General features: G+C 67.9%; 21 protein-coding genes and 1 tRNA gene. 10 read left to right on the forward strand and 12 right to left on the reverse strand.

From position 1 onward, the window contains the following. Positions 1-308: response regulator (locus AC07XP_RS11885; RefSeq protein ID WP_495264779.1), on the forward strand; the 308-nt coding region annotated here is incomplete at its 5' end. Positions 309-573: 265 nt separating this feature from the next. Continuing rightward, positions 574-1617: a helix-turn-helix domain-containing protein gene (locus tag AC07XP_RS11890; RefSeq protein WP_495264780.1), complete on the forward strand. Its 1044-nt coding sequence runs from the start codon at positions 574-576 to the stop codon at positions 1615-1617. On the opposite strand, the gene AC07XP_RS11895 is transcribed toward AC07XP_RS11890, so the two are convergent. From AC07XP_RS11895 to AC07XP_RS11915, 5 genes are all read right to left on the reverse strand, one after another. Beyond that, entirely contained in the window at positions 1608-2063 is a 456-nt protein-coding gene (locus tag AC07XP_RS11895; RefSeq protein ID WP_369631105.1) for a hypothetical protein, read from the reverse strand. The genes AC07XP_RS11890 and AC07XP_RS11895 overlap by 10 nt on opposite strands. 200 nt (positions 2064-2263) lie before the next feature. Beyond that, positions 2264-3391: a fimbrial protein gene (locus tag AC07XP_RS11900; RefSeq protein ID WP_495264781.1), complete on the reverse strand. Its 1128-nt coding sequence runs from the start codon at positions 3389-3391 to the stop codon at positions 2264-2266. Between the two features lie 43 nt (positions 3392-3434). Then, on the reverse strand, positions 3435-6041 hold the full coding sequence (locus tag AC07XP_RS11905) for a fimbria/pilus outer membrane usher protein (protein WP_495264782.1): 2607 nt from the start codon (positions 6039-6041) through the stop codon (positions 3435-3437). 13 nt (positions 6042-6054) lie between these two features. Then, a complete protein-coding gene (locus tag AC07XP_RS11910) occupies positions 6055-6825 on the reverse strand; it encodes a fimbrial biogenesis chaperone (protein WP_495264783.1) in 771 nt (256 codons plus the stop codon). A 65-nt stretch (positions 6826-6890) separates the two neighbouring features. Then, positions 6891-7427, reverse strand: coding sequence for a fimbrial protein (locus tag AC07XP_RS11915; RefSeq protein ID WP_095949448.1), 537 nt, complete (start codon positions 7425-7427; stop codon positions 6891-6893). A gap of 577 nt (positions 7428-8004) precedes the next feature. Between AC07XP_RS11915 and AC07XP_RS11920 the strand changes: the two genes are divergently transcribed. From AC07XP_RS11920 to AC07XP_RS11940, 5 genes are all read left to right on the forward strand, one after another. Further along, complete coding sequence (locus AC07XP_RS11920; RefSeq protein ID WP_095743456.1) at positions 8005-8562, forward strand: fimbrial protein; 558 nt, start codon at positions 8005-8007, stop codon at positions 8560-8562. A gap of 220 nt (positions 8563-8782) precedes the next feature. After that, positions 8783-9568, forward strand: a complete 786-nt coding sequence (locus AC07XP_RS11925; RefSeq protein ID WP_495264784.1) for a fimbrial biogenesis chaperone — start codon at positions 8783-8785, stop codon at positions 9566-9568. An 80-nt stretch (positions 9569-9648) separates the two neighbouring features. After that, a complete protein-coding gene (locus AC07XP_RS11930; protein ID WP_495264785.1) occupies positions 9649-12261 on the forward strand; it encodes a fimbria/pilus outer membrane usher protein in 2613 nt (870 codons plus the stop codon). Further along, on the forward strand, positions 12258-13253 hold the full coding sequence (locus tag AC07XP_RS11935) for a fimbrial protein (protein ID WP_495264786.1): 996 nt from the start codon (positions 12258-12260) through the stop codon (positions 13251-13253). The genes AC07XP_RS11930 and AC07XP_RS11935 overlap by 4 nt, the downstream gene beginning before the upstream one ends. 208 nt (positions 13254-13461) lie before the next feature. Beyond that, entirely contained in the window at positions 13462-14217 is a 756-nt protein-coding gene (locus tag AC07XP_RS11940) for a winged helix-turn-helix domain-containing protein (protein WP_095949443.1), read from the forward strand. 132 nt (positions 14218-14349) lie between these two features. Here AC07XP_RS11940 and AC07XP_RS11945 read toward each other — a convergent pair whose 3' ends face one another. Then, the gene (locus AC07XP_RS11945; protein WP_495264787.1) at positions 14350-14598 is read right to left on the reverse strand and encodes a hypothetical protein; all 249 of its coding nucleotides are present in this window, start codon (positions 14596-14598) and stop codon (positions 14350-14352) included. 264 nt (positions 14599-14862) lie between these two features. Between AC07XP_RS11945 and AC07XP_RS11950 the strand changes: the two genes are divergently transcribed. Further along, positions 14863-17121 carry a hypothetical protein gene (locus AC07XP_RS11950; protein WP_495264788.1) on the forward strand — a complete coding sequence of 753 codons (2259 nt, stop codon included), beginning with the start codon at positions 14863-14865 and terminating at the stop codon, positions 17119-17121. 4 nt (positions 17122-17125) lie between these two features. Continuing rightward, positions 17126-17554: a DUF1810 domain-containing protein gene (locus tag AC07XP_RS11955; RefSeq protein WP_495264789.1), complete on the forward strand. Its 429-nt coding sequence runs from the start codon at positions 17126-17128 to the stop codon at positions 17552-17554. On the opposite strand, the gene AC07XP_RS11960 is transcribed toward AC07XP_RS11955, so the two are convergent. Then, a complete protein-coding gene (locus AC07XP_RS11960) occupies positions 17555-17881 on the reverse strand; it encodes a hypothetical protein (protein ID WP_495264790.1) in 327 nt (108 codons plus the stop codon). Between the two features lie 30 nt (positions 17882-17911). Beyond that, positions 17912-18403 (reverse strand): ferritin-like domain-containing protein, encoded by a 492-nt coding sequence (locus tag AC07XP_RS11965; protein ID WP_495264791.1) that lies wholly within the window; start codon positions 18401-18403, stop codon positions 17912-17914. A gap of 266 nt (positions 18404-18669) precedes the next feature. Here AC07XP_RS11965 and AC07XP_RS11970 point away from each other — a divergent pair, with 266 nt between their 5' ends. Beyond that, a complete protein-coding gene (locus AC07XP_RS11970) occupies positions 18670-19098 on the forward strand; it encodes a low affinity iron permease family protein (RefSeq protein ID WP_495264792.1) in 429 nt (142 codons plus the stop codon). A 77-nt stretch (positions 19099-19175) separates the two neighbouring features. On the opposite strand, the gene AC07XP_RS11975 is transcribed toward AC07XP_RS11970, so the two are convergent. From AC07XP_RS11975 to AC07XP_RS11990, 4 genes are all read right to left on the reverse strand, one after another. After that, a tRNA-Phe gene (locus AC07XP_RS11975) sits at positions 19176-19251 on the reverse strand. Between the two features lie 18 nt (positions 19252-19269). After that, complete coding sequence (locus AC07XP_RS11980) at positions 19270-19971, reverse strand: response regulator (protein WP_062480363.1); 702 nt, start codon at positions 19969-19971, stop codon at positions 19270-19272. 77 nt (positions 19972-20048) lie between these two features. Further along, complete coding sequence (locus AC07XP_RS11985; protein ID WP_062480362.1) at positions 20049-22379, reverse strand: sensor histidine kinase; 2331 nt, start codon at positions 22377-22379, stop codon at positions 20049-20051. After that, positions 22376-22945: a DUF4390 domain-containing protein gene (locus tag AC07XP_RS11990; RefSeq protein ID WP_175497139.1), complete on the reverse strand. Its 570-nt coding sequence runs from the start codon at positions 22943-22945 to the stop codon at positions 22376-22378. The genes AC07XP_RS11985 and AC07XP_RS11990 overlap by 4 nt, the downstream gene beginning before the upstream one ends. Between the last annotated feature and the right edge of the window lie 40 nt (positions 22946-22985).

Genomic DNA, 22985 nt, shown 5'->3' on the forward strand with positions numbered 1-22985 from the left:
CCCCCCCCCCCCACGCCACCGCCGCGCTCGAACGCCAGGCCTTCGACCTGGTGCTGTCGGACGTCAGCCTGGGCCCCGGCGGCGACGGCCTGCAGCTGATGCGCGACGTGCAGCGCCTCTACCCGCGCACTGCCGTGGTGTTGATCTCGGGACTTCCCTCCGACCTGCTCGCGCACCGCTACGCGGTGCCGCCGCGCACGCGGATCCTGCGCAAGCCTTTCCTCACGGCCGACCTGGTGCGGGCCATTGCGCAGGCCCTGGCCCACCACCGCACAGACGCACCAGCGACCACGGCCCACGCGGCCTGAGTTCCCCAAGCGGGCGCCCCCGGGCCGCGGGCCTCCGCATGCGCAGAACACTTGTTTGCATTGCGCGTGTTTCTTTGTGCTTTTGAATTGTTTACTTTTTATTTACAGAGCTCCGCCCCAATAGGTCTTGAGCGCCGACCGTTCGCCTGCCGCGAATCCGGACGGCCCGGCAACCGCCACAAGACACATACAAAGGGGAGTGCTCGATGCCAGGACGAGGGACACGCAGGAAGACCGCACGGGGCGCCGCCGCGCCGCATCCGCGATGAGGAGCGCCATCAAGCCGCAAGGCGTGCGCCGCAACCCCGCGCCGGAGATCGAGCACAGCTTCATGCACCATCCGCAGACCGGTCCGGTGCCCTCAGGCCAGCGCGGCTTCCTGCACAGCCTGCAGCACGGCAGCCCGTCGCCGCAGGAGCGCTGGCACTGCCACGACGCGTACGAGCTGCACCTGATCGCCGACACGGGGGGCTGGGCCTTCGTCGGCGACCACGTCGGGCGCTTCGAGCCCGGCCATCTGGTGCTCACCGGGCCCCGGTTGCCGCACAACTGGGTGTCGCTCAACCTCCCGTCCGAAGGCGTGGAACTTCGCAGCCTCGCCTTGCAGTTTCCGGACGCGCCGCTGCGCCAGGGCATGCAGGTGTTCGCCGAACTGCAGGAAGCAGCCCCGCTGCTCGAAATGGCCCGCTACGGGGTCGAGTTCTTCGGCGTCAGCGACGACGTGCGCGAGCACCTCGAGCGCCTGCAGCGCAGCGAAGGGCCTGAACGGTTCTCCGAGTTTCTCGGCCTGCTGAGCCTGCTCACGCGCTGCAGGCAGCATCGCGTGCTCTCGTCGGGCTGGCTGCCGGTCAAGGGCAACGCGGAGACGGTCGCTGGCATCGGCAAGGCCGTCGCGTACATCCGGCAGCACCTCGACCAGCCGTTGTCACTCTCGGAGGTCTGCGCGCAGACAGGCCTGAGCCAGGGTAGTTTCTCGCGACTGTTCAGCCAGGCCACGGGCGTGCCGTTCACAGATTTCGTGAACCGGCTGCGCGTCGGCAAGGCGTGCCAACTGCTGATGGAAAGCGACCAGCAGATCTCGAGCATCTGCTACGCCGCCGGGTACAACAACATCGCCAACTTCAACCGGCGCTTCCTGGAGATCAAGGGCATGACGCCCAAGGAGTTCCGCCTGCGGATGGCCATGCGCCACAGCCAGAGCCAGACGCTGCCGATCTCTCGACTCGACATGGCGGGCGTGGGCGTCGGTGCGATGGCCGCCACCGACATGGTTCACGCCAGCGTCGCGACGTCGCAGCGTCAGTCGTAGGCGAGCGTCACCAGTGCGGCCGATGGGCCGCCTGCTTGCGGCTGCGCCAACGCAAGCAGTGACAGCGTGCCGCCCTGCTGGCCGATCGCATGCCACTGCGCGGGATCGATGGCCTGCGTGCGCCCCCGGCTGTCCACGAAGCGCGCCGACACCGCCTGCGTGCGCGCCATCTCGACCTTCATTCGCGCGCTGGGCCGGTCCACGGTTTCACGGGAAAAGGCCAATTCGGCCTGGCGTTCGCCCGTCGATGTCGCCTTCATCCGCTGCGGCTGTTGTCGTTGATGTTGCTGGGGTTGCACCAGGGCCACTTGGTAGGGCGCGGCGACGATGGCGCCGGTGAAATGAATGGTGCCGTCCCCGGCGTGGCTGCCAAGCGCCAGCCCGCCCAGCCAGGAAATGCCAACCATCGCGGCCAGCCGACGAAGAGAAACCGTGCGTCGTTCCATGGGTGCTCCCTCCTTGCCATCTGCCGCCGAAGCGGCACGTTCAAGAGCGCCTTGGGCAAGGCGAAGGAGCCATGTTAAGCGTGCAATGTGACGCGTTTCTCAGTGCATTCACTCCACCTGACGGCGCTGTCTGCGTGCAAGATGGCGGGTTGTGCCGAGGGCGTGCGGACCGGATGCCCAAGGGGCGCGTTAAGGGCGTGCTACTGGTAGTTCAACGTGAATGTCATCACGGCATTGGCAGTACCGGGCCCGACCACTGCTCCGGTCTGGTAGTAGGCGGCCTGCAGCTTGACGGAATGGGTGCTACCCGAAGTAACGTTGTAGCCCGTCAGAGGATAGTTCTTTCCGAACTGTAGGACTGCGGACGCGGCGTCCTTCAGTTGCACGCCGATCCCCGAGGCGGTCGCCCCCGGAGACAACGCGATCACACCGTTGGATGGCACCAACACACCAGCGGGCGCGGCAAATTGATATCCGATGTTCAGCGGCCGTGAGATGCCGCCGACGGTGACCAGCATGCCCGAAGGGCACGTGACCGTGATCGCGAACGCCTTCGCGGGCCCCGTGGCTCCAATCCTGCTGAAGGCCGAGCTCTTGTGTGATCCCAGGGCAACGGCCACATCCTGCACAGTGCAGGTCGGAGGGCCTTGGATGACAGTGGGTCCCACGGTCACTCCCCATGCTCCCTTGCTGAGAACGCCATTGATGCTGTACCTCGATTCCAGCATCGACGCGGAGGGTGTGACGGTGCCACCGCTGATCGGGCCGGTTTTCACATACTGCATGCGCAGGCCAATCCCCAGCGTGGTCTTGGTCGACGACGCCAGCCCGCACTGGAACCAGACGCCGTATTCAGGCGCCGACTGGACCGTTCCTGCAACGCCTGCCGAAGGCAATCCACCGGGATCCAGTACACCACTCATGCAAGCAAGCCCTTGCACTGAAAGGCCGATGGCAAATGCGACGCCGACCCCTGGAACATTGGTTTCGAAGACACTGACCGCTGCCCCCGAGTAACTGGTCTGAATGCCTGACTTGGACAGTCCTGCGACCCTGATTGCTGCGCCGAAAACGGCATTCCCGGTGCACTCATACATGGAAGTCGTCGCTGAAGGCAGGCCTCGCCAATCCATCAGGATCCCGCCAACCGGCAGGTCACGAGGCACAGCGATCGTGGCTGGCACAGCAAGTATCTGATTGGCCATCGGAGCACATTTCGTTTGCGCAAGGGTCATCGAAGGCACCCCCAGCAAGCACGTGACGAGACACACCAGTGCCGCGCGCATGATGCGGCTGCCCGATCTCGATAGCCATCCCTTGCAGTTCATCGCGTGTCCTTGTTTGTCCGTTGTCTTGAGGCAGGCTCGCCCCTCACTGGGCGCACTGAGCGTCCACCGCCTGCCACGGCGACGCAGGGGCATCGGTCGGCGCCGCGCCCGACAGAAGTGGCAAGCTGCAGCGCTGCCCCTTCTCCTCGCCCCACGCCAACTCGTACTGCGCGGCGTCGGCGATCACGCTGCGCAGCAAGAGCCGCCCGTCCTGCGCCACCGTGCCGACCTCCTGCCCCGCCGCATCCGTCACCCGCGCACCAAACGGCACCGGCGTGCCGTCGGCCAGGGTGACGCGCACGAGCACCGAGCGCCCGCCGCCCGAGGTCTCGAACTTCAGCTTGACCACGGCACCCGCCGTGGGTGCGACGCGCTGCGTGCTCGACTTCAGCTCCACGCTCATCGGCAGGCCCTTGGGATCGAGCTCGACTTCGTTGCTCGCAAAGGGCGCGAGGTTCGACACCACGGCCTGCCCTCCTGGCCCGACACGCAACCCGCTTGCATTGGCGACGCGCGCACCGTTCGCGCCCGTCGCCTCGACGATGGCGAGCGTTTCGCCCATCGCAGGCGCGAACACCACGCCACCGCCGTGGGCCACCACACCGCCCGACACGCCCACGCCCAGCTGCGAATAGCCTTCGCCGGCCGACGCGCTGCCGCGCCAGGTGGCGACGGGCGAGACATGGGCCACCGTGGCGCCACCGCCGGTGCGTGACGACGTCGACACCCCGTCGCCCCCGCTGCTGTGGCTCGCGTTGAGGCTGTAGCTCCACGCGTTGTCTTCGCCGAACACGCCGCCTGCGGAGGTGCGCATGTCGATCGCGCCGCTGGAATCGCGCTGCACGCTCGACGTGGTGTAGACCTCACGCGACCCGGCGTCCAGCGGAATGCCGAAGGTCAGCATGACCGTGTTGTTCCAGCGCTTGCGCAAGGGGTCGAACTGCCGGGCGGCCGAGAGCCCGAGGTTCACGCGGCCGAAGCTCTTGCTGTAGCCGGCCTGGAACTGCGTGTCCCGGCCCTCGCGATTCCAGTAGTCCTGGGTCGAGCCACTCAGGTAGAAGGACCCCATGTCGCCCGGCAGGTTCTGGTTGAGCATGAGCTGAAGGCGGCCGCGCAGGTGTCCGCCCGGCAGGCCGCTGCCGTCGCCGCGCGAGGGCCCCGGGGCCTCGCCCAGCGCCACGGCTTCGCGCAGGCCCAGGTAGCCCTTGCTCGAATAGCGGTAGGCCGCAAGCGTGACGTGGGTGTCGGTGGGCGCCAGGATCTTGGTGTAGGCCAGCCGCACGCTGTGGCCGCTTCGGCGCTCCTGCCCGGACAGGCTGGCCGCGGTGCCGGTCAGGTCGACGCCGAAGGCGCCCCAGCTGGTGTTGAGCGCAGCCCCACCCACCAGGGCGCGATAGCCGCGTGCAACCAGCACGCCGCCGTAGCCCGTGAGCATGTTCGTGAAGCCATGCTGCACCGTGCCCTGGAACAACGCGCGCCGGGCGTGCAGCTGTGAATCGCGCAATTGGCCCGCCGTCACGCGGTAACGCGTGATGCCGGGACGCAGCGCGTTCACCGCAGCCGCATAAGGCACCTTCGACACCTGCACGCTGCCGTCGGCTTCAGTGACTTCGACGTCGAGGTCGCCGCCGTAGCCCGTGGGGTACAGATCGTCGATCACGAAGGCACCGGCCGCCACCGTGGTCTCGCGCAGCAGGTTGCCGTTCTGCCGCACGCGCACCACCGCATTGCCGCGAGCGATGCCGGTGATGCGCGGCGCATAGCCGCGCTGAGACTCCGGCACCATGCGGTCGTCGGTGGCCAGCTGCACGCCGCGAAAGCCGAAGCTGTCGAACAGCGCGCCCTCGGTGAAGGCATCGCCCACCACCAGCTGGCTGCCCCAGGGTTCGACGGCGCGCTGCACGTAGGTCTGCGTGCCCTGGTAGTGGGTGCCTCGCGCCGAGCCGGTCGTGAGGCTGCCGTGGTGCCGCAGCCGCCAGGGGCCGATGTTGCCGCCCGCCATCAGGCCCACATAGCCCTGGCTGTCCGAGCGTCCTGCGGTCTTCGAGCGGTAGTAGTTGGCGTCGTACTGCAGCAAGGCGGCGGGCACGCCGTCGTCCCATTGGCTCGGGTCCACATGGCCGCGCGCCTGGCGCCGAAGCGCCGCCTGCGGCACGCCGATGTCGAGCCGCTGTTCGCCGTTGTCGAAGAACGCGGTCGCGTCGGGCACCAGTTGGGCCAGTGCCACGCAGTCTTGTTGCGAGGGCGAGGCAACTGGCAACAGGGCCACTGCCTCGGGCGACAGCCGTTGCAGGTCGATGCCCACACGCTCCAGCAGATCGCGGTCGAAGCAGGTCGCAACATCGCCGCTGCGCGCGCCCACGGCCTTCAGCGTGACAGTGCTACGCCCGAGCCAGACCTGGTTGACGTAGAGGTCGGCGCGATAGCGCCCCGCCTCAGCGGGGTTGCCCTTGTTGTAGCGGCTCAGGTCCAGCGGCACGCCGTTGCCCAGCCGCAGGAAGTCTTCGTTGAAACGCACTTCCGCAGGCTGCGTTGCGGCGGCCGGCGTGTTGGCCCTGGCCTGCGTGCTGGCCGCCATCGCCAGAAGCGCCGCCAACGCGCAGGGGGACAACCGCCGCACGGTCCGCACGGCGTTCTTCGAGGCCTTCATGCGTCGCCATCCGCTAGCGTGCGGCGCCCTTGGGGAGCACGGCGTTGCCTTGCACGGCGCCACCGTAGTCGTTCAGCGTCTGATAGCGAAGCTGGAGGTCTGCGGCCGCACGGCCATCGAGCGAACCCTTCAGCGGGAGCTCCCTGGTTTCGCCCGGCGCCACCATCACACCATCGTCGAACCCTGCGCGCTTGCCATCGCTCTCGAGTTCCACCGAGACGAGGTTCAGGTGATAGGGCGTCGGGTTGCGCACCTCGAGCGCCGGCGCGCCCTCGCGCCCGACCAGCCGCCAGACCGCCTGGGCCGGGGCCCCTTCGGCCTTGCCCGCCAGCCCGGGCGGACGGAAGAACAGCTTGATCCGCGAACGGAACGCCAGCTGCAGCTTGTTCGCGTCGGCCATGGCCCCTTCGGGACGGGGCGGCACTTCGAGCATGTTGAGCCAGAACACCGACTCGCGGTCCGAGGGCAGCGGCTCCCCCGTGTAGGCGATGCGCAGGGTCTGGCTGCGCGTGGGATCGATGCGGGACACCGGCGGCGTGACCAGGAACGGCGCGCCCTTCGCGGCAGGACCGGCTTCGGCGTTGCCGTCATCGGTCCATACCTGCACGAGGGCGGGCGACGCCCCTTCGTTCGAGAGCCTCAGCGTGACCTCGGTTTCTTTCGCGGGATAGATGACGCGGGTGGCGGCGATCACCACGGCCGCCTGCACCCCGCCACACAGGACGAGCGCGCCGACGGCCGCCGTCACGGTCCGCATCGCAGCCGATGCATGCGCAGTCTTCATGGGTCCTCCCGAAGCGGTCATTCCGGACACGGGCGACCGCTGACTGCGGCCGCCCGCGCAACCCGTCACTGGTAGGCGATCGAATACACGACGCTCGTCGTGACCTTGCCGACGGTGGCGGCACCGCCGCTGGCGACGTACTCGGCCGTGTAGCGCAGCGAGGCCGCGCCGTTGACGATGTCGGCGGCCCTGGAGTTCTGCGCCGACAGCGCCAGGCCGAGCTTGATCGCGCTGGCGTCGTCTGCGTTGCTCAGGCCGACCTGCACATTGGTGGCCCCACCCGGGGCGGGAATGAGGCGGCCGGTCGTGCTGTCCACGGTGGCACCCGGTTCGAACTGGACCTGCACCTTGGCGGGTGTGGCGGCGCAGCCGGTCAGGTCGATGCTGAACGGCGTCTTCCCGGCCGTCTTGCCGGTCGCGCTGAGCGTGCTGGCGGCGACGGTCGGCAAGGTCACGATGATGTCTTTGTTGCCGCCGTTGATCACGCAGGTCTGGCCCGTGATCTCGCCGTTGAAAGAGATGTTCCCGTCCGCCGCCGAGGCGGATTGCGAGAGGGCGAGTGCGCCAGTGAAAGCAACGGCGGCAATGAAATGGGTACGCATATCGAGTGAACTCCTGAAGACGTGGGTTTGGATGTTGTGCGCGCGGGGTTTGTCTTCGGAGGCCCTGTCACGCCGGTGCTCCTGCGCCGGTCGCGTGGGAGTCAGGTCAATTTATGAACGGCATGTGTCCCGCAGGCATACGCGTTTGGAGTCGCGTGATATTCCAATGACCTGCGGACATTCAAAAGTGAACTAAATCACTCGAAAATTAACCGTTTGGCCAAGAGCTGATGCCGCCGGCCCAGCTCAAGCGGACTTTTGCAAAGACTCGATCGGCGTGGTGATCTGCATTTTCAATTAACAATTTGGACGCAATTTCTTGAGCGCCGACAACCCTCAATCGGCGATCTTCCTTTAAATCGCCATATTCATTCGCCTATGCGCGGTGAGTTTTTTAATTCCACCAAGCTGCATTTCTCATGAAATATGTCACCATTTCTTCACAAGAACGAACAACCAAACACAACCAAAGTTAATCACTGAAAACTCCGCATTTCATCGAGAAGATTTAAGAAATAGACTCCGCCCGCCTTACAAAGGCAAACGTTATTCATTCTTAAAAATTCAGGGAAATCAAATGCAAAAGGGTAGTTTTTTCAAGGCTGCAGCAGTCGCGGTCACCGTGGTTCTCTCTCAAGGCGCGCTGGCCGCCGACGGCACCGTGAACTTCACCGGCGAGATCGTCGACACGCTGTGCTCGATCGCACCAAGCAGCCAGAACCTGACCGTGCCGCTGGGCAAGGTGTCGCGCACCGTGTTCGACGGCGCCACCGCCGGCACCGCGGTCGTTGGCAAGAAGGCCACGCCCGCCAGGTTCAACATCGACCTGCTGGGTTGCGGCGCCACCGCCAAGGGCGCGACCGTGACCTTCAGCGGCACCGCCGACCTCGATGACGCCAGCAACCTGCGCCTGGCCAACGCCGGGCAGGTCGGCGTCGGTGCCGCCAGCGGCGTCGCCATCGAACTCGGCGATTCCGCCGGCACCAAGCTCCCGCTGGGCTCGCCGTCGGCGGTCTACATCCTGGGCCAGGGCGACAACGCACTCAAGTTCCAGGCTGCGTACGTCGCCACCCGCTCGGCCGTCACGGCGGGTCCGGCCAACTCGGTCGCGCAGTTCACGATCGCCTACAAGTAATCGCCGCATCCGCGGTCCTCGCACGCCGACCGAAGCCCTTCGCATCGCGTCGGCGCGATACCGCCCCGGCCTCACGGCACCACCGCCCGATCGACACACGGCGGCAGGTGCCACCTCCCGTTTTCTTTTCTTGCCCGCACGCCGGGCGCACTGCGTGGTGCGCCGGCACGGTCGGGTGCGCGCGGTTCATGTGTCGGAAACGCGCCGAGGAATTTTTTCTATGTTCAGCAAGAACCGCTTCCGATGGACCTTGGCCGTCCTGCTGGCGTTGAGCCTTCCGTGGCCGGCCGGTGCGGGCATCACGCTCAGCGGCACGCGCGTGATCCTGGGCGAGAAGGACCGCGAAGCCTCCATCCCGGTGAAGAACACCAGCACCTCGCCCTACGTGGTCCAGACCTGGATCGACGCCGGCGAAGGCCAGAACAAGACCCCGCTGCTCGTCACGCCGCCGCTGTCGCGGCTCGATCCGGGCATGGAGAACATCCTGCGCATCATGCGCGTGGCCGGCGACCTGCCGGCCGACCGCGAGTCGGTGTTCTGGCTCAACGTCAAGGAGATCCCCGAGCGTTCGAAGGAGGAGAACGTGCTCCAGATCGCGGTGCGCAGCCGCATCAAGCTGTTCTACCGGCCGGCGCGGCTGGCGGGCAAGCCGGAAGAGGCACGCGCGCAATTGCAGTGGGTGGTGAGCCCCGGCCCCGAGGGGCGCGGCGCGGTGCTGCGGGTCGCCAATCCGTCGGCCTACCACGTGACGTTCACGGCGCTGGACATCAACGACGGCCAGCAGAAGATCAACGCGGACATGGTGCCGCCCTTCGGCGAAGCCAGCTACCCGCTGACCGCGGTGAAGACGCCCGAAGCGATCCGGGTGAGCTTCACCACGCTCAACGACTACGGCGGCGAGACGCCCGGGGAGCAGGTCCGCGTTCCCCAGGGCTCCACGCCCGTGGCGGTAAAGGCTGAACTGCTGTCTGCGCCCGCCGCCTCGGCGGACGGCAGCAAGCAGTGACAACCCCGCGTCCGGGACGAATCGCCATGCGTCACTCCTGCGTCTTTCGCGCACCCGCCCGATCGGTACTTCATGCCGCCATGCTGGGTGCGCTCGGCATGCTGAGCGTGCCGGCGCTCGCACAGCAACCCGCGCCACGGCCGCCGTCGGGCGGTGCCGACTTCAATGCGGAATTTCTCAGCATCGGCGGCGACCAGCCGCACGCAGACCTGTCCCTGTTCTCCACGGGCAATCGCGTGCTGCCCGGGACGTATCTCGTCGATGTCTCGCTCAACGAGCGCAGCACCGGCCAGACCGACATCCGCTTCACCGCGGTGGAAGGCCATCTCGACGCCACGCCTTGCCTCACACGAGGCATGTTCGACACGTGGGGCCTCAACGTGCTGGTGTTTCCCGGCCTGGCGAGCCTCCCGGACGACGCCTGCGTCGACCTGGTCTCCGCCATTCCCGAATCCGCCGTCACCTACGACGGCAGCAAGCAGCGCCTGACGCTCAGCATTCCGCAAGCGGCCTTGAAGCGGTCGGCACGCGGGGCCGTCGGCCCCGAAAAGTGGGACCGCGGCGTCACCGCCGGGATGCTGGACTACCAGCTGAACTTCGCGCGCTACAGCGGCAACAGCACGCGCGACACCGCGCCGATGCCGACGGCGCCACAGAACATCTTCGACGGCAATCCGTTCGCCGACAACGCGCGCAAGCCGCAGCGCAACACGCTCTTCGCGGGACTGCGCGCGGGTTTCAATGTCGGCGACTGGCGCTTTCGCCATTTCTCGACCTACAACCGCGGCCTCGACGGCCACAGCCGCTGGCAAAGCGTGAGCACGTATGCGCAACGCGACCTGGCATCGATCAACGCCTACCTGCGCATCGGCGACGGCAACACGCCCGGCAACTTCTTCGACAGCCTGCCATTCCGGGGCGTGCAGCTGGCCTCCGACGACGCGATGCTGCCCGACAGCCAGCAGGGCTACGCCCCCACCATCCGCGGCGTCGCCCAGACCAACGCGCGGGTCACGGTGCGTCAGAACGGCTACATCATCTACAGCACCTACGTCGCACCCGGCCCGTTCGTCATCGACGACCTCTACCCCACCTCGTCGAGCGGCGACCTCGAAGTGAGCATCGCCGAGGCCGACGGCCGGCAGACGCGCTACACGCAGGCCTTCTCGGCCGTGCCCACGCTGCTGCGCGAAGGCACGTGGCGCTTCTCGGCCGCCGTCGGCAGGTACCGCAATGGCGAAGGCGTGGAGACCGCGCCGACCACGCCTGCAGCGGCACGACCGGCCTTCCTGCAGGCCACGCTGGCGCGCGGGCTGGGCAACGAGCTCTCGCTGTACGGCGGGCTGCTGGGGGCGAACATGTACCAGTCGCTGCTCATCGGGGTTGGCAAGAACCTGCGCGATTTCGGCGCCGTCTCGGTCGATCTGACGCACGCGCGGACCACCGATCGCACGCCCCTGAACGGCGCGTCGGTCTACAACGGGCAGTCGCTGCGCTTCCTGTATTCGAAATCCTTCCTGGACGCCGGCACCAGCTTTCGCGTGGCGGGCTACCGCTATTCGACCAGCGGCTACCGCACCTTCCAGGAGGCGGTGCAGATGCAGGACCTGCAGCCGCAGGAGTCGCTCCACAGCCGGCGCAACGAACTGCGCTTCGAGCTGTCGCAGCAGCTCGGCGAGTGGGGATCGGTGTACGCCTCGGCGCGCCAGCAGAGCTACTGGGGCACCTCCGCCCAGGACCGGCTGGTGCAAATCGGCTACTCGGGCAGCTACAGGCAGTTCGGCTACAGCCTCTTCTACAACCACAGCACCAGCCTGAACCGCGCGCCGAACCGGCAGATCATGTTCACGCTGACCATTCCCCTGGGCGACACGCGCGCCCATGCGCAGTACGCCGCCACGCGGGAGATCGGTGGCCGGCTGGTGCAGCAGGCCAGCGTCTACGGCGCGGCGTTCGACGACAGTCGCCTGACCTACAACCTGACCGCGGCGCATGCCAACCAGGGAGGCGACAGCAGCGGCAGCGCAAGCGCCAGCTACCTCTCGCCCGTGGGCCGCCTCGACCTCGGGCATTCGCGCGGCCTGGGCTACGGCCAGACCACGGTCGGCGTGGCCGGCGGCCTGCTGGCGCATGCGGGTGGCGTGACGCTGTCGCAACCGCTGGGCGAAACCGTGGCGCTGGTGCAGGCGCCCAAGGCGCAGGGCGTCGGCCTCGAATCGCGTCCGGGCGTGAGCACCGATTGGGCGGGCGACGCCGTCATTCCCAACCTCAGCCCGTACCGGCTCAACCGCGTCGCGCTTCGCACCGGCGACCTGGGTGACACCGTGGAAGTCAAGAACGCCGCCATGGACGTGGTGCCCACGCGCGGCGCCGTGGTGGCCGCGCGGTTCGAGACCTCGGTGGGCTACCGGCTGCTGATCACGCTGACCAACGGCAAGGGACGCGCACTGCCGCTGGGCGCGCGGATCGAGAGCGAGAGCGGCCAGGAAGTCGGCGTCGTCGGACCAGACGGCCAGGCCTTCGTCACGGGCGCGGGCGACAGCGGCCAGCTCACGGTGCGCTGGGGCCAGGACGCGGCGGACCAGTGCAACGTGCCCTACCGCCTGCCGGTCGATCCCAGTCCCCCGCCCATCCGCGAACTGACCGCGCAATGCCAGGCGACAGACAGCGCGCCACCGAAGGGAATGAAATGAGCAGACCCATCCTGTTGAATGCACGCACAGTCGCCTCGGCGCTGGGCCTGCTGCTGTGCGCCTCGCCAGTGCTGGCCGAGTGCTACGTGACCAAGGGCTACGTGGAAAAAATCGTCAACATGAACATCGGCCGCGTCGTCATTCCCAACGACGCCACCGTGGGCACGGTGTTCAAGCAGCAGTTCTTTCCCCTGCCCCTTTCCGGCACGACCGACAAGCCATGGACCTGCAAGAAAGGCGGCGTCGTGAAAGGCGTGATGCTGCAGGGCACCCCCGTGCCGGGCTACGACCACGTGTTCACCACCAGCGTCCCCGGGGTGGGCATCCGCCTGTCGCGCTACTTCGACCAAAGCTCGGTCTCCTACTACCCGCACGAGCGCTCGACCACCGACGACTTCGGCGATTTCAACGCGGCGTCCCGCTTTCAGGTGGAACTGTTCAAGACCGCGCCCGTCACCGGCAACGGCCCGCTCGCGCAGGGCACCTACACCCAGTACTACAGCGTCGCCGACACGCAGTCGGTTCTCACGACGAACCTGCTGGGCGAAGGCATCACCATCATCACGCCCTCGTGTTCGGTCGACCTGGGCTCGCGCAACATCCTGGTGCAATTCGGCAAGGTGCCCAAGGACGGCTTCAAGGGCCGCGGCAGCACCACGGCCGAACGCAAGTTCAGCATCAAGCTCAACTGCAAGGCGGGACAGAACGCGCAGAACACGGTGTACCTGCGCATGGATGCGCCACAAGATCCGTCGAACGAACCCGGCGTGCTGCGACCCACGCGAGGCACGCCGAACCTGGCGACCGGCGTGGGCATCCAGGTGATCGACGCGAAGAACGTGCCCGTGAAGTTCGGGGAAGAAGCGCTGGTCGGCACCTCGAGGAACGGCGACTACGTGCTGAACTACACCGCGCGCTACTTCCAGACCGGCAACCAGGTGACGCCGGGTCGGGCCGACGGCACCGCCACGTTCAGCATCGAATACAAGTAAGAGCCCATGGAGAGGCTCGCTCCGTACCAAGAAGCGGGCAAGGAAGGATCACCCAGCGGCAGGATCGGATCAAGAAAAGCACACCCCCTGACCAGAATCAAGATTCTTCGCGCACCGCGGAGGCAGCTTCGGCGCCTTGCAAGCAGGTTCAAGGTCGCTGGCTGATTCCGCTGTGAGTTACCGCCGTCTTTTGGAATCGACCCATCCCATGACCCTCGAGGGAAAACTGTCCCTGGCCCTGCTGGACAACAGCAGCTCGCGCAGCACCTTGCTCCAGGAGCGCCTGCGCACCATGGGTCACCGGCCCGTGATGTTCAGCACCATCGGCGAGCTGCTGTCCACCTTGAGCCGCGGCAGCCGCTTCGACCTGCTGCTGGCTGCGCCCGATGCCATGGGCAGCGAGAGCCTGCTCACCGTGTGCTGGGTGCTGGGCATGCCCGCGCTACCCATCACCGCACAGGGCGAACCCGACGTGGTCGCGCTGCCCTCCTATTTCGACGACATGCCCCTGCTGGGCAGCGGTACCAATTTCGACCTGCGCCGCATCTCGAACGAGGCGCTGGTGCAGCACATGCACACGCTCTACACGGAGCAGGACACGAGCGCCGCCACGCGCCAGGCCCCCTCCACGGACCGCTGGACCTGGGGCGAGTACCGCTTCGTCGACGGCAACAACACCGTGCTGCACCGCGACCGCGAGATCGCGCTCCAGCCACGGCAGTTCTCCTTCGCACTCGAGCTGTTCCGCAACCTCGGCAACGTGCTGACGCGCTCGTGGCTCATGAGTTCGGTGTGGAAGCTCCCGCCCGAACGCCCCGTCACGCGCTCGCTCGACGCCTGCGCCACGAACGTGCGGCGCAAGCTGTCGCTGCAGCGCGAAAACGGGTACGTGCTGCGCGCGGTCTACGGACAGGGCTACCAGCTGGTGCCTGTCTCGTCGCCTGCGCCGTCGTATCGCATGTGAGATCCGGGGGGCGAACGCACCCTCGCGCATCAAGAGAAAAAAGCGACCGCTTCGAACGGTCGCTTTTCTTTTGGGGAGTGCAACTTCTTGCGGGTCCGAGGTCTGCGCAGAAGATCGCAAGACCGCCCAAGCTCAGGGCCGCGGCGTCCTACCCTCGCGCTGCCGCATGCGCCACTCCCCGACGAAGTAGTCGGCGCGAAACTTCAGCCGTTCGATCACGGCCTCGCGGGTCGGCTGCTGCGCAATCACCAGCATGCACCGCGGCTCGTTGCCCTCGCGAAGTTCCGCCTTGCCCGAACAGGCGCCTTCGGCGGATTGCTGCAGTTCGAGCCAGCAACTCCACCCGTCAGGCAGATCGAGATCGATGCGTGTGGCGGCCATGGCGACCGGAGGATAAGTCGGCGCGGCGCATCCACTCAATACCCTGGCATTGCCCCTGTTGGCCGTGGGTGGGATGACGCGGTCACGCGCGCAATGTCGGCGTCGACCGACATCGCTGCGCGCCGTCTGTCCTCAAAGCCGATCCGTCGCGCGATCTAGGCTGACGCCCACGAGACAAAGGCGCTGCGTCGTGCATGACGGCGCACGCGGCCTCTCCTTCAAACACTCCCGACCCCGCACAACCACCCCAAGGACATCAACCCGTTGACGACCGCCACCGCCCCCGTTCCCGCAGACCTTCCCGGCACCCACACGCCAGGCCCGACGCCGCACCGCTGGCAGTTCATCCGTGCGGGCGGCGTGGACCAGGTGGTGTTCCGCAGCGGCGAGGACATTGCACGCATCGCCGAGCTCGACCAGAAACTGTGGGTCGCACTCGCCTGCCCCACGCGCGGCATCGACTTCGATGCGCGCACGCTCGACCTCATCGATACCGACGGCGACGGCCGCGTGCGACCGCCCGAGGTCATCGCGGCCTGCCAGTGGGCCTGCGAGCGGCTGCGCAGCGCCGACGTGCTGCTCGCGGGCGGCGGCACGCTGTCGCTGGACGACCTCGACGACACGCGCGCGCCGGGTGCCGACCTCGCGAAGGAAGGCCGGCGCATCCTCGACCTGCTCGGCAAGCAGGGCACGCACACGCTGACCCTCGCCGACATCGCCGACCGCGGCGAATGGCTGGCCGCGATGCGCTTCAACGGCGACGGCGTGGTCACGCCGGCCACGGCCGGCACCGACGACGCGCTGCGCGCCACCATCGAGGACGCGATGCGCACGCACGGCAGCACGCCCGACCGGCACGAACAGACGCCCGGCCTCGATCGCACACGCGCCGAAGCCTTCATGGCCGAGGCGCAAGCGGTCCGCGACTGGCATGCGCAGGGCGACGCAGAGGCGCTGCTGTCGCTGGGCACGCGCACGCTGGCCGCGGCCGAGGCCCTGCGCGCGGTCGCGGCCAAGGTCGACGACTTCTTCGCGCGCTGCCGCGTGGCCGCCTACGACGTGCAGGCGGTGGCGGCGCTCAACCCCTCGCCCGAGGCCTACGACGCGCTCGCGGGGCACACGCTCGACGCCAGCGTGCAACGCGTGGCGGAGTTGCCGCTGGCGCCGGTGACGCCCCATCGCTCGTTGCCGCTGGGCGGTGCGAGCCTCAATCCCGCCTGGGCCGAAGCCATGGCCGCGTTCGCGCGCGACGCGGTGGCGCCGTTGCTCGGCGAACGCGACACGCTCGAAGAAGCCCAGTGGCAAGTGCTGCGCGAGCGGCTCGCGCCTTGCGACGCGTGGATCGCCGCGCGCCCTGCCAACGCGCTCGCGGGCCTGCCGCGTGAACGCATCGACGCCCTGCTCGCGACACGCGACGCGTTGCTCGCACTCATTGCCGAAGACGAGGCCGCCGAGCACCACAACCGGCTGCTGACCGACCTCGAGAAGCTGCTGCGGCTGCAGCGCGACCTGCGCGTGCTGCTGCACAACTTCGTGTCGTTCAAGGCGTTCTACCGGCGCGAGGGCGCGATCTTCCAGGCGGGCACGCTCTACCTCGACGGGCGCAGCTGCGAGCTCACGGTGCAGGTGCAGGACACCGCGCGCCACGCCGCGCTGGCCGGCCTGGCGAAGACCTGCCTCGCGTACTGCGACTGCACGCGCCAGGGAGAGAAGATGAGCATCGTCGCCGCCTTCACGGCCGGCGACGTCGACTTTCTTTTCGCCGGGCGCAACGGCGTGTTCTACGACCGCCAGGGCCGCGACTGGGACGCCACCGTCACCAAACTGATCGAGAACCCCACGAGCGTCGCGCAGGCCTTCTTCGCGCCCTACAAGAAGTTCGTGCGGTTGATCGAGGAGCAGGTGGCCAAGCGCGCGGCGGCCAGCGAGGCCGGTTCGCAGAGCGCGTTGCAGACGCTGGCCGGACGCGTCGCCACCGCCGACCAACCGACCGACGCAGCGACCTCGTCAACGAAGACGCCGGCCAAGCCGGGACCGATCCTTCCCACCGCCAGCCGCATCGACGTGGGCACCGTGGCCGCCATCGGCGTGGCACTGGGCAGCATCAGCGCGGTGCTGGTCGGCATCTTCGGCAAGTTCGTCGACCTGGGGCAATGGATACCAGTGGCGCTCGTCGGCATCGTGATCGCGATCTCGGGACCGAGCATGCTGATCGCGTGGCTCAAGCTGCGCCAGCGCAGCCTGGGTCCGATCCTCGATGCGAGCGGATGGGCCATCAACGGGCGCATGAAGGTCAACGTGCGCCTGGGCGGCATGCTGTCGCAGACGGCGCGCGTGCCACCGGGCGCCCAGCGCATCGCACCCGATCCGTACCGCCAGCGGCACGGCCTCGCGGGCGCGCTGGCCGTCACCTGCGTGGTCGGTGCGGTGCTGCTGCTGGCGTGGCGCATGGACTGGCTCGACCCTCGGTTGCCGCCGCGGTTGCAGCATGATCGGGCGACTGCAACCACACCGGGCGCGTGAACACATGACCATCGACTGGCACCTCGAACGCTTCGTGGCGGCGCAAGAGCCCGTGTACGCACAGGTCTGCGCGGAACTTGCGGCGGGACGCAAGCGCACGCACTGGATGTGGTTCGTGTTTCCGCAACTGAAGGCGCTGGGCCGCAGCGCGACCGCGCAGTTCTTCGGCCTCGACGGTATCGCCGAGGCGACGGCGTACTGGCAGCACGCTGTGCTCGGTGAGCGACTGCGCCACTGCGCAGGGCTGGTGCGCGCCCTGCCCGGCACCGATGCGCATCAGGTCTTCGGCTCGCCGGACGACCTCAAGCTGCGCTCCTGCATGACGCTGTTCGAGATCGTGGCGCCTGAAGCCTCCGTGTTCGGCGATGTGCTGGCGCAGTACTTCAACGACGCGCGGGACGACGCGACGATCGCGCTCATCCGAGCTGCGTGATCAGAACCGGCCCTGGCCGTCGCCCGTGCGGTCATGCGCCCAGCGAATGGCTTGCTGCTCGGCGTGGCGCAGCGCCTCGGCTTCGCTGCCGTACGCGACGTTGTCCGTGTCGGGCGGCAGGCGCTGCTCCGCGCCTTCGACCTCGCCGCCCCCATGGGCGCGGCAGAAGACCACAGGCCTGAAGGTCTGATCGTCCACCTGCTGCGCGGCGCACGAAAACCACCAGCCGAGGTAGCTGAAGGTGAGAAGGCGCTCGCCGACGCCGTCCACAACTTCCGTCGCGGACGGCGCAGGGGGCATGGCGGGCGCGTGGCGGTCACCGGTCATGGTGAAAGGCATCCCTAGGGTACCGGCCGGTCAGCCCTTGGCACTGCGGAATTGATCGCGCAGGCCCTTGATCTGGTCGTGGTTGGCCTGCGCGCCGTCGGCCTGGCGCTGCACCAGCATGCGCACCTCGGCCGGCAGGTCGGCCTTGAGGGCCTTGCGGTAGCGCGCGAGTGCCGCGTCCTCGCCGCGCTCGCATTCCTCGAGCATCGACAGCGCGCTGTTCGCGCCGACCGCGCCCTTCACATGCACCCAGCCGCGATGCACCGCACCGCTGACCGTGCCGCCGTCGTCGGGTTTGCCGCCGAGTTGGCGGATGAGTGCGACGAGTTCGGATGCCGCGCTGGCGCATTGCGAGGCGCGGCTTTCGAACACCGACTTCAGTTGCGCCGAGTCGACTTCCTTCGCGCAGGCGCGAAAGCCGTACTCGCCGTCGCGCGTGTTCTCCAGAAGGTCATTCAGAACGTCGATCACCTGATCGTTGGACACCGCGTCCGCGGTGGCTGCCTGGGTATCGTTGGCCATGGGTGGTTGCTCCTTGAAGGCCGGTCGCCGAAGCGAGGGCCGGGTTGAGAAAGAAAGACTGCAATGAGCCTTCATGGTCGACACGGTGCGGGAAGCGCCCTGTCGTCTCGACCCGACGACGCGTGTAAGCCGTGTCCGAGGCCACGGCCGCGCGCCGCCATGCGCCGACAGCCTCAGGGGAATTGCGATGCCATGCGAGGCGGGCGTCGGCTGACGCGCTCGCGCGCACCGCCGCGGCAGCATCGCCCCGACTGGAGGACACGCGCATGGAACGACTCTTTGATTCCTTCGCCAACACCGTCGCACGCTGGACGGGCAGCCCGGCGGCCTTCCTGGTCTGCGTGGTCGTCGTCGTGGCCTGGGCGGTCGCGGGGCCGTTCTTCGGCTTTTCGGAAACGTGGCAGCTGGTGATCAACACGGGCACCACCATCGTCACCTTCCTCATGGTGTTCCTGATCCAGAACACGCAGAACCGCGACAGCGTCGCCCTGCAGACCAAGCTCGACGAACTGATCCGCACCTCCGACGCGGAGGACGACTTCATCGGCATCGAGCGGCTCACGGACAAGGAGCTGATCGCGCTGCACGCGCGCTGCGAGGCGGCGGCCAAGCAGAGCCAGGCCACGCTGGCGAAGGCGCGGGCCGAACGCAGGCGCCGCGGGCATGACGACCTCAACGGGGATCGGGCCGGATAGCGGGAACGTGATTCCCCAAACACGGCGCCAGAATGCAAAAAGCCCAACCTCGGAAGGTCGGGCTTTTTGACTGAATTTGGTGGCCTGGGGCGGAATCGAACCACCGACACGCGGATTTTCAATCCGCTGCTCTACCAACTGAGCTACCGGGCCATTGTGTGCAGCCTCAAATTATACAGCGCTTCTGCGGCCTCGGGAAAGGTCCACGCCCAATTGTTTGAGTTTTCTGTACAGGTGGGTGCGCTCGAGGCCGGTTTTCTCGGCCACGCGGGTCATCGAACCGTTCTCCATCGCCAGATGGAACTCGAAGTAGGCCTTCTCGAAACCGTCGCGCGCGTCGCGCAGCGGGCGGTCCAGGTCGAAGCTCTGGGTCGACTGCGGACCCGCGTCGGCCACCGGCACGGCCGCGAGCGACGCCATCAGCAGGCTGTCGCCCGTGGTCGTGATGGCGGCGGCCTGGTGAGCGCCCGTGGGCGGCGGCACCACGCCGGCGGCGGTGCGGCGAGCGCTCTCGCGCGCCAGCCCCTGCTCCACCGCCTTGAGCAGCTTCTGCAGCGTGATGGGTTTTTCGAGGAACGCGAAGGCGCCGATGCGCGTGGCATCGACCGCGGTGTCGATGGTGGCGTGCCCGCTCATCATGATGACCGGCATGCTCAGCAGGCCCGCGGTGGACCACTCCTTGAGCAAGGTGACGCCGTCGGTGTCCGGCATCCAGATGTCGAGCAGCACGAGATCGGGCCGGGCGCGTTGTCGGGCCGCGCGGGCTTCAGCGGCGTTTTCCGCGAGCTCCACGTTGTGGCCTTCGTCATTGAGAATTTCGAAGAGCAGGTCCCTGATGCCCAGCTCGTCATCGACCACGAGAATGTTTGCCATGAGTGCTGCTTGTTGTATGCGCTGGTGTGTATTGATCCGCTCCCGATCCAGCCCCTATGCGCTGGATTCGCCGGTACTCAGGCGGACGAAGATTTCGAATCTTCGGTGTGAGCGACCGCTGCCCGCGGTTCGCCTGCCAGCGCGAATGATAGCGAGACTTGCGCCCCCGCCACAGCCCCGTCGACGACACGGTTGGAAAGCTCGATGCGCGCGCCGTGTTCGTCGGCGATCTTCTTGACGACGGCCAGGCCCAAACCGGTACCTTTTGTTTTCGTGGTGACGTAGGGCTCGAAGGCGCGCTTGAGGATGTTTTCGGCAAAGCCGGGCCCGCTGTCCTGCACGGTGAGGCGCACGCGCTGGCCCGAATCGCCCAGCCGGGTGCGGATGACGACCTCGCCCACCCGGCCCGTGCCACTGGCGGCGGCCTCGGCGGCGTCCTGCGCGTTCTGCAACAGGTTGTGCACGACCTGGCGGATCTGCTGTTCATCGCCGCGCACGGGCGGGCAGCGCTCGTCGAGCTCCGAACGCAGCGTGATCGGCAGGTTCTCGGCGTGGTACAGCTGCAGCACATCGGCCAGCAGTGCATTGAGGTCGACCGGCTTGAGGTCGGCCGCGGGCAGTCGGGCGTAGTCGCGGAATTCGTTCACCAGCCGCTTCATCGCATCGACCTGGTCGACGATGGTCTTGACCGACTTCACCAGGATGGCCTGCTCGGGCGGCTCGACCTTGCCCGAGAGCTTCATCTCGAGCCGCTCGGCCGACAGCTGGATCGGCGTGAGCGGATTCTTGATCTCGTGCGCGAGGCGGCGCGCCACCTCGCCCCAGGCCTGCGCGCGCTGGGCCGAGACGATTTCGGAGATGTCGTCGAACACCAGCAGTCGCGCGTCGCCCGGCAGTTCGGCGCCGCGCGCGACGATGTTGATGGCGTCGTCCTGCTGCGGCAGGTCGTTGCCGGTGGCATGCAGCTCGAAGGCGTGCTGCCAGTGATCGAGGCCGTGCTGCATGCGCTCGACCAGGAACTCGTCGAACTGCTGCTGCACCTTGGCACCGAAATCGGCCAGCCCCGGCACATCGACCAACGCCTTGCCTTCATAGGCGGCGAGCGGCGCGCGCAGCACGCGGGTGGCGCCCGGGTTGGTGGACAGCACGGTGCCCTTGGCGTCGAGCACGATCACGCCTGAGGTCAGGTTGTCCAGGATGGTCTGCAGGTTGCCGCGGGCGGCGTCGAGCTGGTCCATGGTCTTCTCGACCGCGCCGCGCGCGTCGGCCAGCTGCTGGGTCATGACGGCGAAGGAGCGCGTGAGGCCGCCCAGCTCGTCCTTGCCCTGCAGCACGGCGGTGGGCCGCAAGTCGCCGGCGGCCACCTGGCGCACGCCGTCGGCCAGCACGAGCAGCGGCCGTGCGAGCTGGTTGCCGAACAGCACGGCCAGCAGCACCGCGCCGAACACGGCGAGGAACAGGCTCAGCGTGAGCGTGCCGATGTACATGCGCCGCAACCCCTCGCGCGCGAGGGCCCGCTCCTGGTACTCGCGGTTGGCTTCCTGCACGGCCAGCGCGTTGGCGACCACGGCCGGCGGCAGCGGCCGCGTGACCTGCAGGTAGCGCGGCGCGGTGTCGAAGTCGAAGCCCGGGCGCTGCACCATGGCCAGCGCGCGCACGCTGGCGCTCGACGGCGTGGCGCTGGGCAAGGCGGTTTCCTCCAGGCCCTCGACATGCGCGACGGCACGGTCGGGCCGCACCTGGCGGAACTGCTGCGCCGTCGGCCGCTCGGGGTTGAGCTGGAAGCGCGACGCGCCCGCGCTGGCCACGAGCTGGCCCGAACCGGTCCAGAGGATCACGTCGCTGGCTTCGAGCTGGTCGCGGATGCGCTCCAGCAGCAGCCCCGCGCTCGCGTCGGGCACCTGCGACAGCTGGGCGCTGGCGGTGCGGGTCTTGGCGGCGAGGTCGTCGGACAGCGAATCGAGCGTGGCCCGGCCCAGGTTCAGGCCGGCATCGAGCGCGCCTTCGACCTTGACGTCGAACCAGCTCTCGATCGAGCGCGCGACGAACTGGTAAGACACCACGTAGACCAGCGCCCCGGGCACCACCCCCACGAGCGCGAAGATGGCCGCGAGCTTGATCAGCAGCCGGCTGCCGAACTTGCCCTGGCGCAACCGCCGCAGCAGCCGGAACGCGACCCAGCCGATCACCAGCACCAGCAGCACGGCCACCACCACGTTGATGCCGAACAGGCGCACGTAGTAGCGCTCGTACAGCGCGCGGTTGTTGGTGGCCTGGGCCAGCAGGAACATCAGCACCAGGCCGATGGCCGTGACCATCGCGGCGCCGACGCCCACGGCCCAGCGCAGCGCGCGCGAGCGGCGGGCGGCAGGCGTGGCCGCGGCGCCGCTGCGCGGCTTGCTGCTCACCGCTGTTTCTCCAGCGGCAGCCGGGCTGTGCGCTCGGCGGCGATGTTCCACTCGGCCTGCCCGACCATGCCGATCTGGAAAGGACGCGGCAGCTGCGAGGTGTCGAGCCGGAAGCGGAAGGTGACCTGGTGCAGCGGCTCGTCGCCGATCTCGGCGGCGTCGCCCAGCCGCAGCCGGCCGATGCGCTTGATGGCCTCGAGCGCGTCGCCGAGGCTGTCGAAGTTCTGGTTCAGCGAGATGCCGAAGCCGGCGGCGCCGGTGATCGGCACCGGCGACACATTCAGCCGCCAGCGGCGCGTGAGGGGCTGGTAGGCCAGCCGCATGTGGCGCGCCACCTGGGCGACCTTGCGGTCGGTCCAGTACCAGCGCTCCTGGAAGACCTCGGCCTCGGCCACGAAATAGATGGCGATGCCCTTGTCGAGCACGTCTTCCACCAGCGTGGGCAGTTCGAACTGCACGGCGGCACTCAGGTAGACGCCGTCGTCGGCCTGCTCCAGGCGCATCTGGGTGATGGTGGCGCCGCCGGGCCTGCCCTGGGCGGTGGCGGCGGCCGGGAACAGGGCCATCCACAGGGCCCAGGCCAGCCACAGGCCGGCCAGCAGGATC

This window comes from Variovorax sp. GW531-E2 (assembly GCF_059423125.1).